Genomic DNA, 16,679 nt, shown 5'->3' with positions numbered 1-16,679 from the left:
GCTGTCCAGCGTTTAATCTCTTCGTCCATCGTCGTGCTCATCGGTGTCTCCTAAGTGAAGATTACACCTGAGCAGAAAATCACTGGGTCATTACACCTCCTTCATGGATAGGGTTACGCTTCCCCCCGAGAAGCCTATGCCTGGCCGTGCTGGCCCTACCCGTTGTCGCTTGAACGAGACGCGAAAGGGCGGCTTCCGGAGGCGGGATCTTGTCTTGGGCGAAAGCCTCTAGTCATGAGGAAAAGTCTCATTCCTTTGGAGGGCGCTCACCATTCGCTTGACCGTTCGGCGTTTTCAGTGTCTCGATGATCATCCCTCATCACAAAACGTCTACATCCAAGCCGGGGATATTTGGCTATCTTGCTCGATGCCCATACGTGCGAGACATCTGGAGGAGACGCGACCATGACGCAGTCCGACATCCTGTCCGCCCGCCCGGTGATCCAGCCCGGGCCGGATCACCCCATCACCCTCACGCGCAACCCGCAGCGCATCGTGGTGAAAGCAGGCGGCCATACCATCGCCGACACGCACCGAGCACTTACACTGCAGGAAGCGAACTATCCGCCTGTGTATTACATCCCGCGTGCCGATGCCGACATGACGCGGCTGGAACGCAGCAGTCACTTCACCTATTGCCCATACAAGGGCGACTGCTCCTACTACAGCATTCCTTCGGGCGGTGAGCGGGCAACGAACGCCGTATGGTCGTATGAAAAGCCCCATGGGGCGGTCGCTGCGATCAAGGACTACCTGGCTTTTTACCCGGACCGCGTCGACGCTATCGAGCTGGGCGGCTGACCGCTGCCGCCGCTTTATTGCTTACGCATGCTGCCATCGCCAATTCCCAGGCATTGGCGAAGCGCAACGAGCGCCCGATCCATCCTGGATCGAGACCATGGCCACCGTGCGTCCTGTTTGGTGGGAGCCTGCCTTGAAGGATCGTCCGGCTGCCAAGCCAGCCTGGTCGGAATGACATGACCGCGCAGGAACAGCCAGTCGGCTCGGGTCGTTTTCCTTGGCGACTTGTTTAGGTGTCTATCCGCAGAAGGCGTTGTATCGACTGTGTCGCCATGCAAGGCCGTCGCCTGCATCGACCGGCGTTCGCAGAACCGTGCGTACCAGGAGGAGAGCCGCGGCCGCGCTTGCTGAAACGCATAGACGTCGCGGAACTCGATCCAGCTGAGGGTGGTGGCCAGTGCAATGGCACCGATATCGAGCGATGGTTCCTGCTCGATCTGCTGCTCAAGGAAATCACAGGCAGCGACGATCTTCTGCAATTGCCCTTCGCGCAAGGGCGCCCAGCGAACGGCTTCCGGCCGCCGTTCGGATTCCCAGCGCACGGCTATCCCCGCGTCGGCTATACCTGTGGCGATCGCCTGGTTGCGTAGTGCCAGATAGCGACGCGCAGGATCCGCCGGAATGAGCTTGTGCCCACCATGCATGCTGTCCAGGTATTCGCAGATCACGTTGGAGTCGAACAGTACGGCGCCGTCGTCGCAAATCAATACCGGCACTTTTCCCAACGGGTTGAGCGCGAATATTTCGTCGTTGCGCAGCAGGGGGCTGGTTTCGTGGTGTATCACTTCCAGCCGCCCGGCCAGGCCGATTTCATGCACGGCGACGAGCGCCTTGCGCGCATAGGGAGAATGCGTCTGATACAGCAACTTCATGGGTATGTGCCCTGGGAAAATGAGGGAAGAGGATTACGCGGCGAGCAGACGTGCACGCAGGGCAGGAGAGATATTTGCGCCAGTAAGGATGGTGGCGACGCGCAGCCCCGCATAACGCTCAGGCTCCGTGAGCATCGCGGCCACACCGGCTGCGGCTGCGGGTTCCACCATTACGCCAAGCGTGCGGTGGATCAGGCACATGGCCAGGAACAAGTCATGCTCGGATACCGCCACGACGTCGTCGCAACAAGCGCGCAACCGGCCCAGCGTGGAAGGAATCGGCACGCGTACTGCGATGCCGTCGGCAATGGTGTCGGCCTGCTCAGTGGCGACCGCTCGTCCGGCCTCCAGCGACAGCTTCATGGCCGGCGCATTCGCGGCCACTACGGCGATGATGCGCGCCTGTGGCGCGCGTGCGCGTACTACATGGCCGACCCCATCCAGAAGCGCACCATTGCCGAGCGGAACGACCAGTACGTCGAACGGTGCTGCCGCGATCAGTTCCAGGGCGATCGTGCCGGCTCCGTCCGCTACCGCCGCTTCGGCTCCGTCTTCCACCCAACGCTGCCCGGTTTGCGTGGCGTGGCGGCGCGCGGCGTCCTTGGCTGCGTCGAAGTCAGCGCCGACAAGGCGCACATTCGCACCCAGCTTGCGCATGGCTTCGACCTTGACCGGGTTGGCTTGGCTTGCAGCAAAAACCGTGCAGGCGTGTCCGCGTCGGTTCGTTGCATAAGCCAGTCCCTGCCCGAAATTGCCGGCTGAAGCGCTGACCACCGGCTCCCCGGCCTCAAGCGCGACAGCGCAGAAAAGATCCGCGCCACGACCCTTGAAGCAGCCGATCGGATTGGCCAGTTCGGCTTTGGCCAGCACGTGGCAGCCGATTGCTGCATCCAGCGCGGCATTCGTGAGCACGGGCGAGTCCAGAAAAGCCGGGTCGATGCGCTGCGGGGCATGCACTATATGGCTGATGTCGAAATCAGGAGTCACGCGCGGAGGTCCTCTTCAAGCAGTGATCGCGGCCACTTATGCTAGGGTTTGCCCGCGCCGCCAGCCCGCGACTGTCGGCCGCTAGACGGGTTTTTTCCCCAAATTCCCCCTTCATCGAGCGCATATGCCCATTGAACTGGACAAGCTTGACCGGCGCATCCTTGCCGTGCTCCAGAAAGACGTACGCCGGCCGGCCGAATTGATTGGGGCCGAAGTCGGACTCTCTGCGTCGGCGGTACAACGCCGTATTGCGCGCCTACGTGACGAGGGCGTGATCACTGCCGAAGTGGCCGTGATCGATCCCAGGAGCGTCGGCCGGCCGTTGACGCTGATCGTCGAAGTGGAGGTGGAGCGCGAACGTCCTGAGCTGTCTCAGAGCCTCAAACAATGGGTCACTGCCGAGCCGATGATCCAGGAGGCATGGTACGTCACCGGGGCGGGCGACTACGTGCTGATCATTCTGGCGCGCGACGTCGAACATTTCGAAGCGCTGATGCGGCGCATGGTCGTCGAAAACGCCAATGTCCGGCGCTACCAAACGCGCGTGGCGTTGAGCACGATCAAGAGGGGAACGCTGGTGCCGGTGGAGCCGTTGCCCGAATAAGCCTGGCGCTGCGTGTCGATTCCGGCCGGCGCCGTTCGTCAACCAGATCAGAGGGCCTTCCTCTGCATCCAAGAGTAGATCATGTCCAGCCAAACCATTCGTCTGCACCGCGTACTTCGCGCCACCCCCGAGCGCGTCTACCGCGCCTTCCTCGACGCCGAAGCCATGGCCAAGTGGCTGCCGCCCAACGGATTTACCGGCCGCGTCTACAAGTTGGAGCCGAAGGTGGGCGGACAGTACAAGATGTCGTTCACCAACTTCACCACCGGCGATGGCCATTCATTCGGTGGCCAATACCTGGAGCTGGTGCCGAACGAGCGGTTGCGCTACACGAGTGTGTTCGACGATCCGAATCTGCCGGGAACGATGCAGACGACGGTATCGTTGCGCGCTGTGTCTTGCGGCACGGAATTGACCGTGGTGCAGGAAGGCATTCCCGAGGCCATTCCGGCCGAGGCTTGCTACCTGGGGTGGCAGGAATCGCTAGTGCTGCTGGCCAAGCTGGTGGAGGCTCTGATCCAGTCGTAGCCATGTCGATAAGCCTGGCCGTCATTCCCGCGCAAGCGGGAATGACGGCCGTACGGGACACAGCTTTTCGTATCAATGGCCGATGAACTTCTGGCCCTGCTTCAACACGATGTCGCAAGCCTTGGTCGTGATCTTGGATTTCAGGTCGCTGTTGCCGCCACCGACGTTGGACAGATCGGTGCTCTTGCCGTTGCTGCCTTTGAGGATGCCGCCCAGGCCGCTCTGGTAGTCGGCATTGCCGGAGCCGCCATCGGTCTTGCCGAGCAGTTTGCCGGCCAGGCCCGAAGCGCCGCTGTCGCCGCCCAGATAATTGTTCTTGACGCAGTACTGCAGCAGGCCGGCGACGTTGCCGATGCTGCCGGAGCTCATTGAGCCGTTGCTGCCGCCGAGCATGCCGCCGAGTTTTCCGCCGAGATTGCCCAGGTCCTGGGCCGATGCGGCAGTGCAGGCGAAGCCCAGGGCGAGGGCCGTCGCAGCGGCTGTGACGAGGATTGCGGTACCGCTCTTTCGGGTCTTCATGAGTGTCCTTCCTTCTTCAGGTTGCAACGTCGATGTCGAAGCTATTGATTCGTGATGGATCCCGCTCCATGCAGTACGGCCTCGTCCTGCTATGGCTGCGACGCGTTTGCGGCGGCGCGATCTTGGCACCATGGCTGACAAACGGCAACTGCCTATTCATGGGTATGAACGGCGATGATTCGCGCGGTACAGGCGCGCTCAGCGGCGCTTGCGGCGAGCGCCTGAGCAGCAAGCGCGTAGTGTGGCGTACGGCTTGCTTTCACGTGCATGTCGTGTGGGGGAACCACACAGGCATCACACACGCGATGGCATGTTGCCTCTTCGCCCAGTCGCTTCGTATCCATGCGACATGAATTTGCAAGAGCAGTGCAAGAGGTAAAGGCATGAGCAGAAAACAGCGCAACCCGGAGCAGGGCGCCATGACCGTGCGCGAGGCCGGCCGCAAGGGCGGCGAGGCACGCAAAGAACAATTGGGGCCGGAAGGATATTCGAAGCTCGGCAAGAAAGGCGGCGCGGCGCGCAAGCAGGAACTCGGTTCGGAAGGCTATTCCGTCCTCGGCAAGCAGGGTGGGGAAGCACGCCGGCAGGAACTGGGACGCGAAGGCTACGCGGAACTTGGCAAGAAGGGCGGTCTGAGCAGCCGCGGATCGCGCGAGCGCGGCAAGAACCCGCATCAGCCGCATCGGTAACTGTCCTGCAGCATCCATGCGTGCAGCGCGCATGTCACATGAATCGTTCATGGATGGGATTGTTGACGGCGCCTGCACGTTTTTTCGATAAGGGGTATCGGAAGCTTCGTTCATATAATGCGAGGTCGTCCGATATGCCGCATACACGATCGGCGTTTGATTCTCCGCTGGCCAGACCGCCAAGCCTTCCTCCACCGTCAGGATCATTGAAAGAACTGCATGAGCTGGCCTTGCGTTGTCGTGACTGCCCGCTTTGGAAGCATGCGACGCAGACGGTGTTCGGCAAAGGCCCAGCGCCGACGACGATGATGCTGGTCGGCGAACAGCCCAGCTCGCACGAGGACGCTGCCGGCGAACCATTCGCCGGACCGGCGGGGGTGCTGTTGGATCGCGCATTGAAAGAGAGCGGTCTCAACCGCCACGACGTGTATCTCACCAACGCCGTCAAGCACTTCAAATCCGAATCGCACGGCAAGCACCGTCTGCACAAGCGCGCCAACGCCGCGGAACAAGCCATCTGCCGCGAGTGGCTGGCGGCCGAGCTGCGCGAGGTGCGTCCGCAACGCATCCTGGCGCTGGGCGCGATGGCGGCGCAGGCGTTTTTCGGCACGACGTTCCAGCTCTCCATGAGCCACGGCCGCTGGTTCAAGCTGCACGGCGGTGTCGATGCGATGGCGACCTGGAATCCGTCATCCATACTGCATTCAATCAACCGCGATACGCATGATCACCGGTATCAGCAACTGGTGGATGATTTGCGCGCATTTGCGGCAGGGCCGGAGCACTCGCATACGGTATTCATGGTGAGACGGAGGGCTGGTTGAAGGCAGCGTAATCGCGATGGTTATGCCCGCGAAAGCACGCATCCATTTTTGTTCCATGCATCAGAGCAAAAGGGTTTCCCGCCTTCGTGAGCATGACGACTCAACAGGCTTTACCTTTCCACCTGCAGCAGCATCTGCGCCTTCGCCAGCAGTTCCCCCATATCGAACGGTTTGATCAGCACCTCCATGGCCCCGTCCGGTTCATTGGCATCCAGCCACTGAGCATCGGCATAGCCGGTCATCAGGATCACGCGCAGCTTGGGAAAGTGCTTGCGAGCCTGGCTGCACAGCTCGCAACCATCCACGCTGGGTAGATCCAGGTCCGTCAACAGCAGATCCCACGAGGTCGCGTTGGCAAGCAGGGCCAGCGCTTCACCGCCTGAAGCGGCCTCGACTACCTCGCAACCCAGCTGGCGCAGTCGTGTCGCCACCGAGTGCCGGATGGTTTGGTTGTCTTCCGCCACCAGGATGCGGCATCCGCGCAGCTTAGGCGCGGGCTTCTGATGGTTTGGCGAAGCGGCTTCCAGGGCCGTATCGTAGCAGGGCAGGTAGAGCAGAACCGAGGTTCCCGCACCGGGCATGCTGCGGATATCCACGGCGCCACCGTACTGCGTGACAAAGCCATACACCATTGACAGGCCTAGGCCGGTGCCGTGTCCTTCCGGCTTGGTGGTGAAGAACGGCTCGAACACGCGGCTTCGCGTTTCTTCGCTCATGCCGGGGCCGTCGTCGGTCACGGTGATTTCCGCGTAGGCGGCTTGCGCGGGATCCAGCGGCACCTGCACGCTGCTGTCGTCAGGGCAGCAGACGCGGCAGCTCATGCTGAGGTGGCCATGTCCGGCCATTGCGTCGCGCGCATTCACCGCGAGGTTCACCAGCGCGCTTTCCAGTTGCCCGCTGTCGCAGGCAAGTTGAGGCAGGTCGTCGCTAAACGTTACGTCCAGCACGATGTCGTCGCCCAAGGTGCGGCCCAGCAGCTCACGCATCGACGCGAGCACCTTGGCGATACTTGTACGCTGGCTGGACGATGTCTGCCTGCGCGCCAGCGAAAGCAGCCGCTGCGTCAAGCGGCCGGCGCGCAAGGCCGCATCCAGCGAAACCATCACATGCCGCTTGGCCTGCATGGTGTGGCGACGGTCCAGGCACAGCGACGCCAGCTCCAGCGAGCTGATGATGCCCTGCAGCGCATTGTTGAAATCATGGGCGATGCCGCCGGTGAGATGACCGATGGCTTCGATCTTCTGCGCGTGCACGATCTGCTCGCGCGCCTCGCGCAGGCGGCGCTCAGCCAATTGTTGCTGGCTTCGATCATGGATGATCAGGGCGTATCCAAGCAGGCTGTCATCGCTGTCGTGTACGGCTTCAAGCACGACTTCGCCGAGAAAGCTTTCATCGCCGCGCGTCAGCTCGCACTCCATGCATGCGCGGTTGTCATTGCTGGCCATCTCGATGAGCTGGGCGGGAAGCTCGCTTGCACGCTGGGCCGCACTGAAGAGGGTCGAAAAGGACCGGCCGACGATCGCCTGGGGGGAGCAGCCGGTGAGGTGCTGAAAGCCTACATTCCAATCCAATACCGTGCCCCGCTCGTCGAGCATGCAGATGGCGGCATCGGTGACGTTTTGAGCGAACAGGCGGAAGCGCCGCTCGCATTCACGCAGGCGATCCTGCAGACGCTTATGGGTATGAATGTCGCGCATGACCATGGCAAAGCCGTGCGGTTGTCTGTTCCTGTCCTTCAGCGCGTGCATGGATACCTCCACCCGTATGCGTGGACCATGCCGTTGCTGCAGCCATGTTTCCAGCCGAGCGGGCTGGTCGGCGCTGTTCGCGTTCAGGGCGGCCTGCAGCAGCGCACTCTCCTCGGAGCCCGAGTACACGCTGGCGTAATGCTTGCCGATCAGATCCTGACTGCGAAAAGTGCCGAACGGCGTCTCCTCCGTATCAATTGCCACGATACAACCGTACCGGTCGAGAATGAACACGGCATGGTCGGCAGGCAATGCTGGGGGGGGACTGTCATGGCGTGACGCAAACGGCATGGCATGGTTCGATAAAGCACTTCAAGCCGGGCGGCCAATGCAGGGGCGTTGACTGGTAAGAGTCGATCGAACCCTGCGTTTTTACTCATGCACTTGCAATGCGAACAACGGATGGCATGCCTGGCTCGACATGATTGCTGCACGGAATCCACGCCACTGATTCCGCGCAAACTGCAACTGGCGCAACTGGGATGGCAACATCGCCGTGGTGCTCGATGGCCTGCCCGGCTCCCCCTGCGTCTTGTCGGCGCCAACCGCCTCGTCCGCTATCGCGTGGTCAAGATGCGGACTTTGACGTAATGAGAACGTGAAAATATGAGCAAAAATGGCCGCTCGGCGGTGAAATTTTGATTTTTCTTTCACGAAACCGCCCTGAAAACGTTCTCTTTCAGGTTTCCGCAGAGGGGTGGATGGGTCTGTTCGCTTTTGGCATGCGCCATGCTTTCCCCGGGGATGCTCTGATCTACTCCACGCACCCGGCCTTCTGGATGTCATCCCGTCTTTGGCATTCCAAATGTTGCGGCCGTGCACTTTTGGGGCGCACCGCATGCGTGTTTGACGGAGGGCTGGGATGGTAATCCCGGCTTTGTTCGCGGAATCCCGGTGCTGGGATTGCCATCCCAGCCTACGCATCAGCTTGCTTGCCTCACATCGGCGGCAACGGTGGCGATGCAGTTGCGCTGACACGTGGATCGAGCTCCTCCGCCATTTTCAGATGCAGATCGAGCGTGGGCAGGGTTGCTTGCGCGAACCCGCTGATCTCTGCATTCGCGCTTCGTGCGGCCTCTGCAAACAGAACGATCGCCTTCAGATGATCTTCTAGGATCACCGCGTCGTAAGCCTGATCAAATGCACTGCCACGTAGCGCACGCAACTGTTTGGCTTTGTGTTGCGCGTCGGGGCCGGGTTCCGCCGACACGTTCACGCGGTAGCGCCGGGCCAGGCTGGTCAGCGTGCGGTTCAACTGGGTACAGTCATCCACGATGCGCTTGGCCATGTACTGCACAAGCGCGGTGGCCGAGGTCTTCAAGGCAAGTTGGCTCAGCGTGACCTCGGTGGTGGATACGGTCACCGCTCGGCGCAGGAAGCGCCGGTCGTCCTTGCTGATGCCGCCATGGATGCGTGCGGGATGGCGGGCGCGGTCCTTCAACTGGTAATAGATCACCGGTGTGGCGAGCGCAAGTATTCCTAGCAGGATGGAGGCCTGCGTCAGGTCCATGTTTCTTCGGTGGCAGCGGGGACATCTTCGCGCGAGTTGCTACGGCGCCCGAGCTCGGACATATGCTTGCGGTTGCGGCTGATCTGGCTGCCACCTTTCTGGCCGGCCTTGCGCGCCTCCTCGGGGGTAAAGCGATGGGCACGCCCTCTTGCGTGGGCGATACGGCCACCGAGACTGGCTACTTCGCGGCGCCGACGCTCATCCATGGCGGCAAAACCGCGAGGAGAAACCTTGGTTTCGTCGTGATCGGGCATGGCGGGACTCATTACGCGGATGACGGGAGTGCTGAGTTTTAAACCTGCGGCCTCCGAAGGGCGTGAATGTACGGAAAAAGGGAGGTGAACAGACGAAACTCCGGACCGCAGGCAAGTACGCCTAAATGCGTTCGGGACGACGTGGATCGCCGAACAACATGCCGGCGCGGCCGTCGATGGAGCTTTTCAGCGGACGTTTGGATTTTTCTCAAGCTGATGGCGTCGCACCAGGCCAGGCGCTACATCCTCATACCCCTGCTGCAGAGCCAGGCGCTGTTCGCTATGGCGCGCGCAAGCTTGCTCGAAGTGACCCACGAAGCGTCGCAGCTCAGCGTCCTTTCGATTTGACTGCGGTAGTTCCTGTGAGCCATGTCGGTCGCAGCACGGAAGTTTCCGTTCCACACGGGAGTCATTCCATGGCCAACGAGAAAAGCCGTCGCGGATTCGCTTCGATGGACGAATCCAGGCAGCGCAAAGTCGCCAGCAAAAGCGGGAAGGCGGGCAGAGGTGATCATGCTACGCACGGTCAACACTTGGCGGCTGGCAGGCAGAGCAGGGCGGGACCCACGAGCAGCATGTTAAGGCTGATCAGCAAAGCCACAAGCGCCCCTGATGCATTATGGAAAATGATCTGAGACCGGCGCGGGAAGTGGGTCGGGCTATCGACGCTCTACGTAAATGCCGAGTATGGGATGAGCATCCGAAGCCGGGGCGGTGTTGGTGGTACCCATCACAGACGACTGCTTCACCTCAAAAGAGGGATAGTCGCCCTACGCAATGGAGGCAAATCAGCCATGACATCCCTTTCCGAGCGGCGCGTGCAGCACCTCGAACGTCTTTGCGGGCAGTTGCTGGCGCAGAACCACCGCCTCATCGAACGCAACGCCAAGCTGATGCTGGAAATCCAGGCGATGAAGCATGAAGGCCGCGTGACACTGCCATTGAGCAACGTCGCGCGCATGCCCTTGCCGCCGCGCCTTCATCCGGTACGTTGAGCCAATGCGTTCGGAAGGAGTCCATGGTTTGTTCGAGATGGGGCCGATGGAAGCGAAGCTCAGGAAGGCCATGCCGTTCTCAGCCGCGTGATCGGAACGGGTCGCGCGCACGGCCGCAGGCGTCCAAATCCGGGGGGCGCCTGCGGCGGGATGGCAAAGGGCGGTCTATTTGCCGAGCAGACCCACAAGGCAGCCGAACAGCTCGTGCAGATGTACCGGCTTTTGCAGCCGCTCCAGATGGGCGTAGTCACGTGGAATGGCGTCGCCGTCGTAGCCGGTGGTCAGGATGATGGGCACGTTGTCGGCCATCAGCCGATCGGCAAGCGGAAATACGCGCTCGCCGTTCAAATTCACGTCAAGCACCGCTGCGTCGGCCCTGGCCCCCTTGTCCAAGGCGGCCATTGCGCTGGCGATGTTCGAAAAAGGCCCTACCACACTCACATTGGCCATTTCGAAGGCGGAACACAACGCATCGGCTATCAGGTATTCATCCTCCACCATGAGGACGGTCTTTCCGCTCAGCGAACTGGGAACCATGGGCAGCCCTTCCTCCGTGCAGGACCGTCAATGTACATGCAATTCAGCCGGGCGGCGTATAAAGGAATGGAAAGACAGGTTTGATGGGGTGAGAGGGGGCGCCGATCTCGGCCCCGCCATGCCCGCCGCTTCACTCCAATACCGGCACCGAAATCGAACAGCGTACCCCACCCGGCAACAGTTCGTAGCGCGTCCTTGCCTTCAACTGATAGGGCAAGGCGCGCTCGATCAGCTCGCGGCCGTAACCAGGCCGCGTGCTGTCGTCCGTAGCCATATCCACGCCGGTTTCTTCCCAATCCAGGTGCAGCATTGGTTGCTGTCCATCGTGCTCCACCTCCCAGCGCACGAGCAGCTGTGCGTCAGGGCAGGACAGGGCGCCGTATTTCACCGCATTGGCCACCAGCTCGTGCAAGGCCAGGGCAAAAGTCTGCAAAGTGGACGAGCGCAGGCGTATGCCTTCGGGGCCTTCCAGCGTGATCTGATGCAGCGATACGGCATGGGCCGTGAGTTCGTTGCGCAGCAATACGTCGAAGGCGACTTTGTCGCCTTGGGTCAGTCGCGACAAGTAGATTTGCACGCGGTTAATGGCTTCCAGCCGCGACGCGAACACCTCGGCAAAGCTTTCCAGTGTGGTGTGCTTGGCTAGCGTGCGGTCGAATAACACACGTATCACGCTGAGCAGGTTGCGTGTACGATGCTGCAATTCGGTATTGAGCATCTGCAGTTGGCCGGTCAGCGCTTCGCGCACGGCGTCTCCGGCGTGCGCCCATTCTGCATCGGCCGTATCCAGCAGGTGTCGCGCCAGTTCCTGGTGCTGCGCCATCAGCATGATCATGTCCGTTTCGTATTCCAGGTCCGGATGGGTTTCGCTCCAGTAGTGCGCATTGCGGATGAAGGCAAGCAAGGCCACGAGGTATTCGAAGTTCTCGTCGCCCAACACATTTTTGACGGCGGCGCGCGCCTGGGCCGACCGGGCGGGCACCACGAACATGACCGTCAGCGCGTCGAACAGGTCTTCTTCGTCCCTGCTGCGCGGTGCTGGAACCCCGTTCGGTTGCCGGTGGCCTTCCAAGCGCGCAAACACCTCTTCCAGGCGTGAAGCATTGGGTACCGGACGGCTCAGTAGCTCGAGCACTTGCGCGACCGTTTCAACGGTGGCATTGGCATCACCGGCTGGATGACCTTTGCCGAGCAGGAAGCCGGCGTGGCGTACGACGCTGTAGCGCACTTCGCAAAAGCGCGACAGATGTACGAACAGCCGTTCCTTGAACAGCGACGGCAGGGGATTGTCCAGGTACGCGGACTTGGCCTGGACCCATACTTGTTCGACCAGGCCCGGCGCCGCCGGAGCGGATTGGAAGACATGTGGCAATACCCCCATGCGTTGACGTATTTCGCGCTGGAAGGCGGTTTCCCGTTCCGCTCCTGCCACCGGCGCGCGCCGCCTTGCCAACGCACTGCGCAAGCGATCGCGCAACGCGGCGAACGACAGGGGCCGAATGAAGTTCCATCGCGACCAGGCAGTGCCGTCACACACCGTTGAAGCTTCGATTCGCTCGCGCGATGATCTTTGCAAGATGGTCGCGAAGGAATGCCGGTGCGGAAGCATAAGTTCGTCTTCACACCGCGCGGGCATCGCCGCTTGTGATGATGTCGTAAGCAGGGTGCTGCTTGAACAAGTCGTATACCGCTTTGCACTGCGCGTAGACTTGGGTTCGTTCGATGGAATGGGGTATGTCATGGGCGGTGGCTTTCATGCTTTCGTTCGTGTTTTTGGTCGCGGAAGGAGGCCGCATGAATGCGGCCATGGAATCGAATCCTTCCCAACAGGAGTGAATCATGATGGTCTCCGTAACATGCATACGAAGGCCGTGGCATATCCTGCTACGACTTGCGGACTGTGGCATGCCGCATCTCAAAGTGGCGCACAGATATCATCAGTGCCGGCTTCACGCCATTCGTCGCGTAAAAGTTCATACGCGAGGCCTTGGGAGTTCCGTGCTTTAGGGCGAATTACGGTGTACCCGGAGCACGGGGCTGCTTGGCCATGGCCAAACCATGCGTCAACTCCGCACCAAGCAAAACGACGAACGATGCGTAGTACACCCAAGTCAGCATCACTACGAGTGCTCCGGCGGGGCCATAAGCGCCGCCGATGCTCACATGCCCGATGTAAAGCTCGATGGCAAACTTGCCGAGTATGAACAGTAGCGTGGTCAGCAGGGCACCCCAGGCTGCATCCGACCAGTCGATCTGCGCATCCGGCAATACCCGGTACATGGCGCCGAACGCCAGCACGAACACGAGCAGCGAGACCGCATACTCCACGATCGACCAGGCCGGCGAGCCATACGGAATCATCAAGTGGATCAAGGCACTCGCCGCGAACGAAACGATCAGCAGGAAGGCGATACCGATAACCAACGCAAATGCCCGTGCACGAGCCTTGAGCCAGAGTCCGATGGCATTGCGCGAGGGTTTCTGCACGTGCCAGATGAGGTTGAGTGAGCCTTGCAATTGCGTGAACACCGCCGATGCGCTGAACAGCGTCACGGTCAAGCCGAGCACGCCTGCGACATTGCCGAGCGTCGGCCGCGACCTGGCGTTGTCGACAACCAGGATCACCGCCTGCGCCGCCTTGTCGCCCATCATCTCGGTCAGCGCCTGATTGAGCTGAAGCTGCCATTCGGGACGCAGCAGCGAGAGCATCCACAACGTGAGTACGATCAGCGGCGCCATCGACAGCGCGGAGTAGTAGGCGATGGCGGCGGCGTGTGTGAAGAGTTCGTGTTCGCCGAGGCCGGTAAAGGCGTGGCGAATGGTGGCACGCAATTTGACCATTTGTCGGGGGCGTTGGCGCGAACCCCTCGGCTGAGCACAGTAGGGCGCTAACGATGCGATAAGGGTTGTGTTCGTTGTGTAACGTCTGCGTTTGTCATCCTGCCCAGGCTGGAAATCGAACGATGTTGATCGCCAAGGCATTCGCGGGCCTGCCGCTGGGTGCGGGAACGTGTGGCATCCACGCTGGACTCAAGACATCAAAACGGCCACCGGCCAATAGGAAAACAGGATTTGGGCGGACAAGCCGTGTGGACCGCCCTGCTGCGTCCGATGCGTGAATAGATCTGTGAAAGTGCAGGCTCCGTCAACGGTGGGACAGGCCACGACGGTGTCGCTCCAGAAATTCGGGTCCACCATGGGGCGATCGTCGTTCACCATGCCCTCCGCGCAAAGCCGCGGCACGGCGACAAGCAGACGCTGATTTTCGTAGCGACGAAGGAAAGCAATGACATGGTCGCTTCGCCAACCGGTCACCTCCAGTGGCTCGCAGGCAGCACGCAGAAACAGCTCCGGCCGACGCCGGCGGGCTTGCAGCAGGCGATGGATCAACTGTTGCTTGATCACGCCGCTGCGATAGCCGGCCAGCAGCGGGCCGGGCAGCAGATTGTCGTCAACGCCGAGCTTGCGTGCCGAGTAGTCGATCGGCCTGCGATTGTCAGGATCGACCAGGGACTGATCCCAATACTCGGTGCCCTGGTACAGGTCGGGCACGCCAGGCACGCTGAGGCGAAGCGTCACTGCCACAAGGCCGTTCAGCGCCCCCGACGCGTCGAGGCTGTGCGCAGCGTCATGAATGCGACGGCGTAGCCTTTCATAGCGGTGCGAAACGAGGATGTCCTGCACCGCCACCTTGCAGGCATCTTCATAGATGGGATTGGGCGTGGTCCAGCACGTTTGCAGTTTTGCTTCGCGCTCGGCCTTTACAAACCACTCTTCGATGCGTGCGGCGAACGCGCGCAGTCCGCTTTCGTCGTCATGGCGCAGGTTCAGCGGCCATGCCCCCAGCAAGGTTTGCAGCAGCATCCATAGCGCGTTGTGAGACGGGCGATTGGGTCCCTCCAGCTCCGCCAGCCAAAGGCTCGCCTGCTCCACGAACCAGCGCGCGCGTTCGCTTAGGACGGCGACCCTGGCGCGGACGTCTTCCCCGCGCTTGTGATCATGCGCGGCGGTGGCGAGCAGCGAGCGGGGCCAGTGCTCGGCGCGCTGCTGCGTGAAGGCGTGGAAACGTTGCGGGTCGATCGACAGGGTGCGCGGATCGCTGCCGATCTCGTTGCGCGACAGCAGCACGCCGTAGCGATAGAACGCCGTGTCCTCCACGGCCTTGGCGTTCAGGCTAAAGGAGAGCTGTTCAAACAGGCGGCGCGCCGTCTGAAGATGGCGTCGCTGTGAAAGCGTGTCCAGCCAGCGCGCCTTGATTTCCAGCAAGTACTGGCGCAAATAGGCGCGATGGGCGATCAAGTCGGGGTCGCCGTCCTTCATCGCGCGCTCGAACGCGCGCTCCAGTGCGTGGCGGTCTTCATCACTGGCGGTGCCGCTGCCAAGGTAGGTGCGGTAGACAGGCATGTTCTCCAGGATCTCGCACAATGCGCGTTGCAATGCGAGCGGCGTGACATCGCCGTATTCCGGCGTATCCGTCACGTAGCGCTCGAATGCGCGCACGCAGCGGAGCAGGTCGGTGGCTAGACTGGTTTGAAGCAAGCTGCGCCGTGCCGCGCGTTCTTCATCGCCGAACAGCCTGGGCCGTCCGGTCAACGCCTGCCATGCCTGGCCGAGGTCAGCCTCGCCTTGGGCTGCGTGCAGCAGCGCCCCCACCTGGTTCATGAAGTCATAGCCGGTGGTGCCATCCACCGGCCATTCGTCGCGCAAGGTTTCATCCTGCGCCAGGATCTTCTCCACATGCAGGCTGATGTGCCTGGCCGGCTGGCGCGGATCGACGCGGGCCGCGCGATCGACTCGCAGTCGCAGTTTGCGCAGGTAGTCGCGCGGCTGGGTGAGGCCATCCACGTGGTCGACGCGCAGGCCATCGATCATGCCCTCGCGGACCAGACGCAAGGGCAGGGCATGCACGGCGTCGAACACGTCATCGCGGTCCATCGCCAGCGCCACCAGCGAGTCGATGTCGAAAAAGCGCCGATAGTTGAGCACCTGGCTGCCGCTGCGCCACCAGGCGAGCCGGTAATGCTGCAGATCGAGAAATCGCCGCATCAGCGTCTTGTCGGTATGTAATTGCGCGATAGCGCGATCGATCTGCGCACCCTGGTTTTCATCCTGCATAGCCAGCCGAACGGCATCGATCGCATCGTTGGTTGTCTTGAAGCGCGGTAACACCTGGCCGGCCAGGTCGAACAGCAGTCGCAGGCCTTGCTCGGAAATCGGGAGTTTGGTGCCCGGCACGCCCAGCGCCATGGTGGTGCCGCCGACGTGCCGCTCGATTTGCAATTCGCCGCGCGCGAGCGCCTGCTCCAGCGGCACGCTTAGCACGGGCAGCCATAATTTGCCGTCTGCGTGCGGTGCATGCCAGTCGATGTCGAAGTAATGCGCGTAGTGGCTAGCGCGCCCCATTGCCAGCACGTCGTTCCACCAGGGGTTGGCGACGTCGGCGGCCATGTGGTTGGGCACGATGTCCACAATCGCGCCCATGCCGTGGGTATGCAGGGTTTGCACCAGCCTGGCCAGGGCAGGCTCGCCGCCCAGCTCGGGACTCACGATCATTGGGTTGATCACGTCGTAGCCGTGCGTGGAACCGGACCGTGCCATCGCGATGGGCGACAGGTAGACATGGCTCAGGCCCAGTGCCGCGAAGTACGGTACCTGTTCGGCCGCGGCGAGAAAATCGAACTCGCGGTTGAGCTGCAGGCGTACCGTGGCGCGCAACTCTTTCATGTGGACACCTTCTGCATGGCGTCGGCCAGGCTGCGCAGCGTGTCATCCAAAAAGACCCGTACCTGCACGAAAGCGTCGGTCCCGTGG

19 protein-coding genes are annotated in these 16,679 nt (G+C 61.6%); 7 read left to right on the top strand and 12 right to left on the bottom strand.

Features of this window, described 5'->3' with window-relative positions; genetic code table 11:
• Positions 1-405: 405 nt before the first annotated feature.
• Positions 406-801 (top strand): DUF427 domain-containing protein, encoded by a 396-nt coding sequence (locus EKH80_RS07710; protein ID WP_126684139.1) that lies wholly within the window; start codon positions 406-408, stop codon positions 799-801.
• A gap of 14 nt (positions 802-815) precedes the next feature.
• Here the strand turns inward: EKH80_RS07710 and EKH80_RS07705 are convergent, their stop codons facing one another.
• Together EKH80_RS07705 and EKH80_RS07700 are read right to left on the bottom strand one after the other, a co-directional pair.
• Complete coding sequence (locus EKH80_RS07705; protein WP_126684138.1) at positions 816-1,673, bottom strand: glutathione S-transferase family protein; 858 nt, start codon at positions 1,671-1,673, stop codon at positions 816-818.
• 33 nt (positions 1,674-1,706) lie between these two features.
• Entirely contained in the window at positions 1,707-2,660 is a 954-nt protein-coding gene (locus EKH80_RS07700; RefSeq protein WP_126684137.1) for a threonine ammonia-lyase, read from the bottom strand.
• A gap of 124 nt (positions 2,661-2,784) precedes the next feature.
• Here EKH80_RS07700 and EKH80_RS07695 point away from each other — a divergent pair, with 124 nt between their 5' ends.
• A complete protein-coding gene (locus EKH80_RS07695) occupies positions 2,785-3,264 on the top strand; it encodes an Lrp/AsnC family transcriptional regulator (protein WP_126684136.1) in 480 nt (159 codons plus the stop codon).
• An 81-nt stretch (positions 3,265-3,345) separates the two neighbouring features.
• Positions 3,346-3,792, top strand: coding sequence for an SRPBCC family protein (locus EKH80_RS07690; RefSeq protein ID WP_126684135.1), 447 nt, complete (start codon positions 3,346-3,348; stop codon positions 3,790-3,792).
• 72 nt (positions 3,793-3,864) lie between these two features.
• Here the strand turns inward: EKH80_RS07690 and EKH80_RS07685 are convergent, their stop codons facing one another.
• Positions 3,865-4,311 carry a DUF2501 domain-containing protein gene (locus EKH80_RS07685; RefSeq protein ID WP_126684134.1) on the bottom strand — a complete coding sequence of 149 codons (447 nt, stop codon included), beginning with the start codon at positions 4,309-4,311 and terminating at the stop codon, positions 3,865-3,867.
• A gap of 383 nt (positions 4,312-4,694) precedes the next feature.
• Here EKH80_RS07685 and EKH80_RS07680 point away from each other — a divergent pair, with 383 nt between their 5' ends.
• Both EKH80_RS07680 and EKH80_RS07675 read left to right on the top strand, forming a co-directional pair.
• Positions 4,695-5,000 carry a KGG domain-containing protein gene (locus EKH80_RS07680; RefSeq protein ID WP_126684133.1) on the top strand — a complete coding sequence of 102 codons (306 nt, stop codon included), beginning with the start codon at positions 4,695-4,697 and terminating at the stop codon, positions 4,998-5,000.
• Positions 5,001-5,206: 206 nt separating this feature from the next.
• A complete protein-coding gene (locus tag EKH80_RS07675) occupies positions 5,207-5,824 on the top strand; it encodes a UdgX family uracil-DNA binding protein (protein ID WP_158628791.1) in 618 nt (205 codons plus the stop codon).
• Positions 5,825-5,934: 110 nt separating this feature from the next.
• Here the strand turns inward: EKH80_RS07675 and EKH80_RS07670 are convergent, their stop codons facing one another.
• From EKH80_RS07670 to EKH80_RS07655, 4 genes are all read right to left on the bottom strand, one after another.
• Positions 5,935-7,863: a hybrid sensor histidine kinase/response regulator gene (locus EKH80_RS07670; protein ID WP_126684131.1), complete on the bottom strand. Its 1,929-nt coding sequence runs from the start codon at positions 7,861-7,863 to the stop codon at positions 5,935-5,937.
• Positions 7,864-7,944: 81 nt separating this feature from the next.
• On the bottom strand, positions 7,945-8,226 hold the full coding sequence (locus tag EKH80_RS07665) for a hypothetical protein (RefSeq protein ID WP_126684130.1): 282 nt from the start codon (positions 8,224-8,226) through the stop codon (positions 7,945-7,947).
• A gap of 283 nt (positions 8,227-8,509) precedes the next feature.
• Positions 8,510-9,082 carry a DUF4142 domain-containing protein gene (locus EKH80_RS07660; RefSeq protein WP_126684129.1) on the bottom strand — a complete coding sequence of 191 codons (573 nt, stop codon included), beginning with the start codon at positions 9,080-9,082 and terminating at the stop codon, positions 8,510-8,512.
• Positions 9,073-9,336, bottom strand: a complete 264-nt coding sequence (locus EKH80_RS07655; RefSeq protein ID WP_126684128.1) for a stress-induced protein — start codon at positions 9,334-9,336, stop codon at positions 9,073-9,075. Before EKH80_RS07655 ends, EKH80_RS07660 begins: the two co-directional genes overlap by 10 nt.
• Positions 9,337-9,552: 216 nt before the next feature.
• On the opposite strand from EKH80_RS07655, the gene EKH80_RS24330 reads away from it, so the two are divergent.
• Together EKH80_RS24330 and EKH80_RS07645 are read left to right on the top strand one after the other, a co-directional pair.
• Positions 9,553-9,684, top strand: coding sequence for a hypothetical protein (locus EKH80_RS24330; protein WP_268991834.1), 132 nt, complete (start codon positions 9,553-9,555; stop codon positions 9,682-9,684).
• 446 nt (positions 9,685-10,130) lie between these two features.
• Positions 10,131-10,331, top strand: a complete 201-nt coding sequence (locus EKH80_RS07645) for a hypothetical protein (protein WP_126684127.1) — start codon at positions 10,131-10,133, stop codon at positions 10,329-10,331.
• 165 nt (positions 10,332-10,496) lie between these two features.
• Here the strand turns inward: EKH80_RS07645 and EKH80_RS07640 are convergent, their stop codons facing one another.
• The 5 genes from EKH80_RS07640 to treY form a co-directional block, all read right to left on the bottom strand.
• A complete protein-coding gene (locus EKH80_RS07640; protein ID WP_126684126.1) occupies positions 10,497-10,868 on the bottom strand; it encodes a response regulator in 372 nt (123 codons plus the stop codon).
• A 130-nt stretch (positions 10,869-10,998) separates the two neighbouring features.
• A complete protein-coding gene (locus tag EKH80_RS07635; protein ID WP_158628789.1) occupies positions 10,999-12,444 on the bottom strand; it encodes a sensor histidine kinase in 1,446 nt (481 codons plus the stop codon).
• A gap of 43 nt (positions 12,445-12,487) precedes the next feature.
• The gene (locus EKH80_RS23785; protein ID WP_158628788.1) at positions 12,488-12,676 is read right to left on the bottom strand and encodes a hypothetical protein; all 189 of its coding nucleotides are present in this window, start codon (positions 12,674-12,676) and stop codon (positions 12,488-12,490) included.
• A 205-nt stretch (positions 12,677-12,881) separates the two neighbouring features.
• On the bottom strand, positions 12,882-13,709 hold the full coding sequence (locus EKH80_RS07630) for a YihY/virulence factor BrkB family protein (RefSeq protein ID WP_126684124.1): 828 nt from the start codon (positions 13,707-13,709) through the stop codon (positions 12,882-12,884).
• A gap of 189 nt (positions 13,710-13,898) precedes the next feature.
• Positions 13,899-16,592, bottom strand: a complete 2,694-nt coding sequence (treY, locus tag EKH80_RS07625) for a malto-oligosyltrehalose synthase (protein WP_126684123.1) — start codon at positions 16,590-16,592, stop codon at positions 13,899-13,901.
• Between the last annotated feature and the right edge of the window lie 87 nt (positions 16,593-16,679).

It is taken from the genome of Dyella choica, from assembly GCF_003977665.1.
GTDB classification, from domain to species: Bacteria; Pseudomonadota; Gammaproteobacteria; order Xanthomonadales; family Rhodanobacteraceae; genus Dyella_B; species Dyella_B choica.
The sequence above is the reverse complement of the archived record's forward strand: the minus strand, read 5'-3'. Positions and strand labels throughout refer to the sequence as shown.

Excerpts from the sequence above, each read along its gene's own strand:
- EKH80_RS07710 (WP_126684139.1), top strand. The coding sequence starts at position 406 with ATGACGCAGTCCGACATCCTGTCCGCCCGCCCGGTGATCCAGCCCGGG.
- EKH80_RS07705 (WP_126684138.1), bottom strand. The coding sequence starts at position 1,673 with ATGAAGTTGCTGTATCAGACGCATTCTCCCTATGCGCGCAAGGCGCTC.
- EKH80_RS07695 (WP_126684136.1), top strand. The coding sequence starts at position 2,785 with ATGCCCATTGAACTGGACAAGCTTGACCGGCGCATCCTTGCCGTGCTC.
- EKH80_RS07690 (WP_126684135.1), top strand. The coding sequence starts at position 3,346 with ATGTCCAGCCAAACCATTCGTCTGCACCGCGTACTTCGCGCCACCCCC.
- EKH80_RS07685 (WP_126684134.1), bottom strand. The coding sequence starts at position 4,311 with ATGAAGACCCGAAAGAGCGGTACCGCAATCCTCGTCACAGCCGCTGCG.
- EKH80_RS07680 (WP_126684133.1), top strand. The coding sequence starts at position 4,695 with ATGAGCAGAAAACAGCGCAACCCGGAGCAGGGCGCCATGACCGTGCGC.
- EKH80_RS07670 (WP_126684131.1), bottom strand. The coding sequence starts at position 7,863 with ATGCCGTTTGCGTCACGCCATGACAGTCCCCCCCCAGCATTGCCTGCC.
- EKH80_RS07660 (WP_126684129.1), bottom strand. The coding sequence starts at position 9,082 with ATGGACCTGACGCAGGCCTCCATCCTGCTAGGAATACTTGCGCTCGCC.
- EKH80_RS07655 (WP_126684128.1), bottom strand. The coding sequence starts at position 9,336 with ATGCCCGATCACGACGAAACCAAGGTTTCTCCTCGCGGTTTTGCCGCC.
- EKH80_RS24330 (WP_268991834.1), top strand. The coding sequence starts at position 9,553 with ATGGCGTCGCACCAGGCCAGGCGCTACATCCTCATACCCCTGCTGCAG.
- EKH80_RS07645 (WP_126684127.1), top strand. The coding sequence starts at position 10,131 with ATGACATCCCTTTCCGAGCGGCGCGTGCAGCACCTCGAACGTCTTTGC.
- EKH80_RS07640 (WP_126684126.1), bottom strand. The coding sequence starts at position 10,868 with ATGGTTCCCAGTTCGCTGAGCGGAAAGACCGTCCTCATGGTGGAGGAT.
- EKH80_RS23785 (WP_158628788.1), bottom strand. The coding sequence starts at position 12,676 with ATGGCCGCATTCATGCGGCCTCCTTCCGCGACCAAAAACACGAACGAA.
- EKH80_RS07630 (WP_126684124.1), bottom strand. The coding sequence starts at position 13,709 with ATGGTCAAATTGCGTGCCACCATTCGCCACGCCTTTACCGGCCTCGGC.
- treY (WP_126684123.1), bottom strand. The coding sequence starts at position 16,592 with ATGAAAGAGTTGCGCGCCACGGTACGCCTGCAGCTCAACCGCGAGTTC.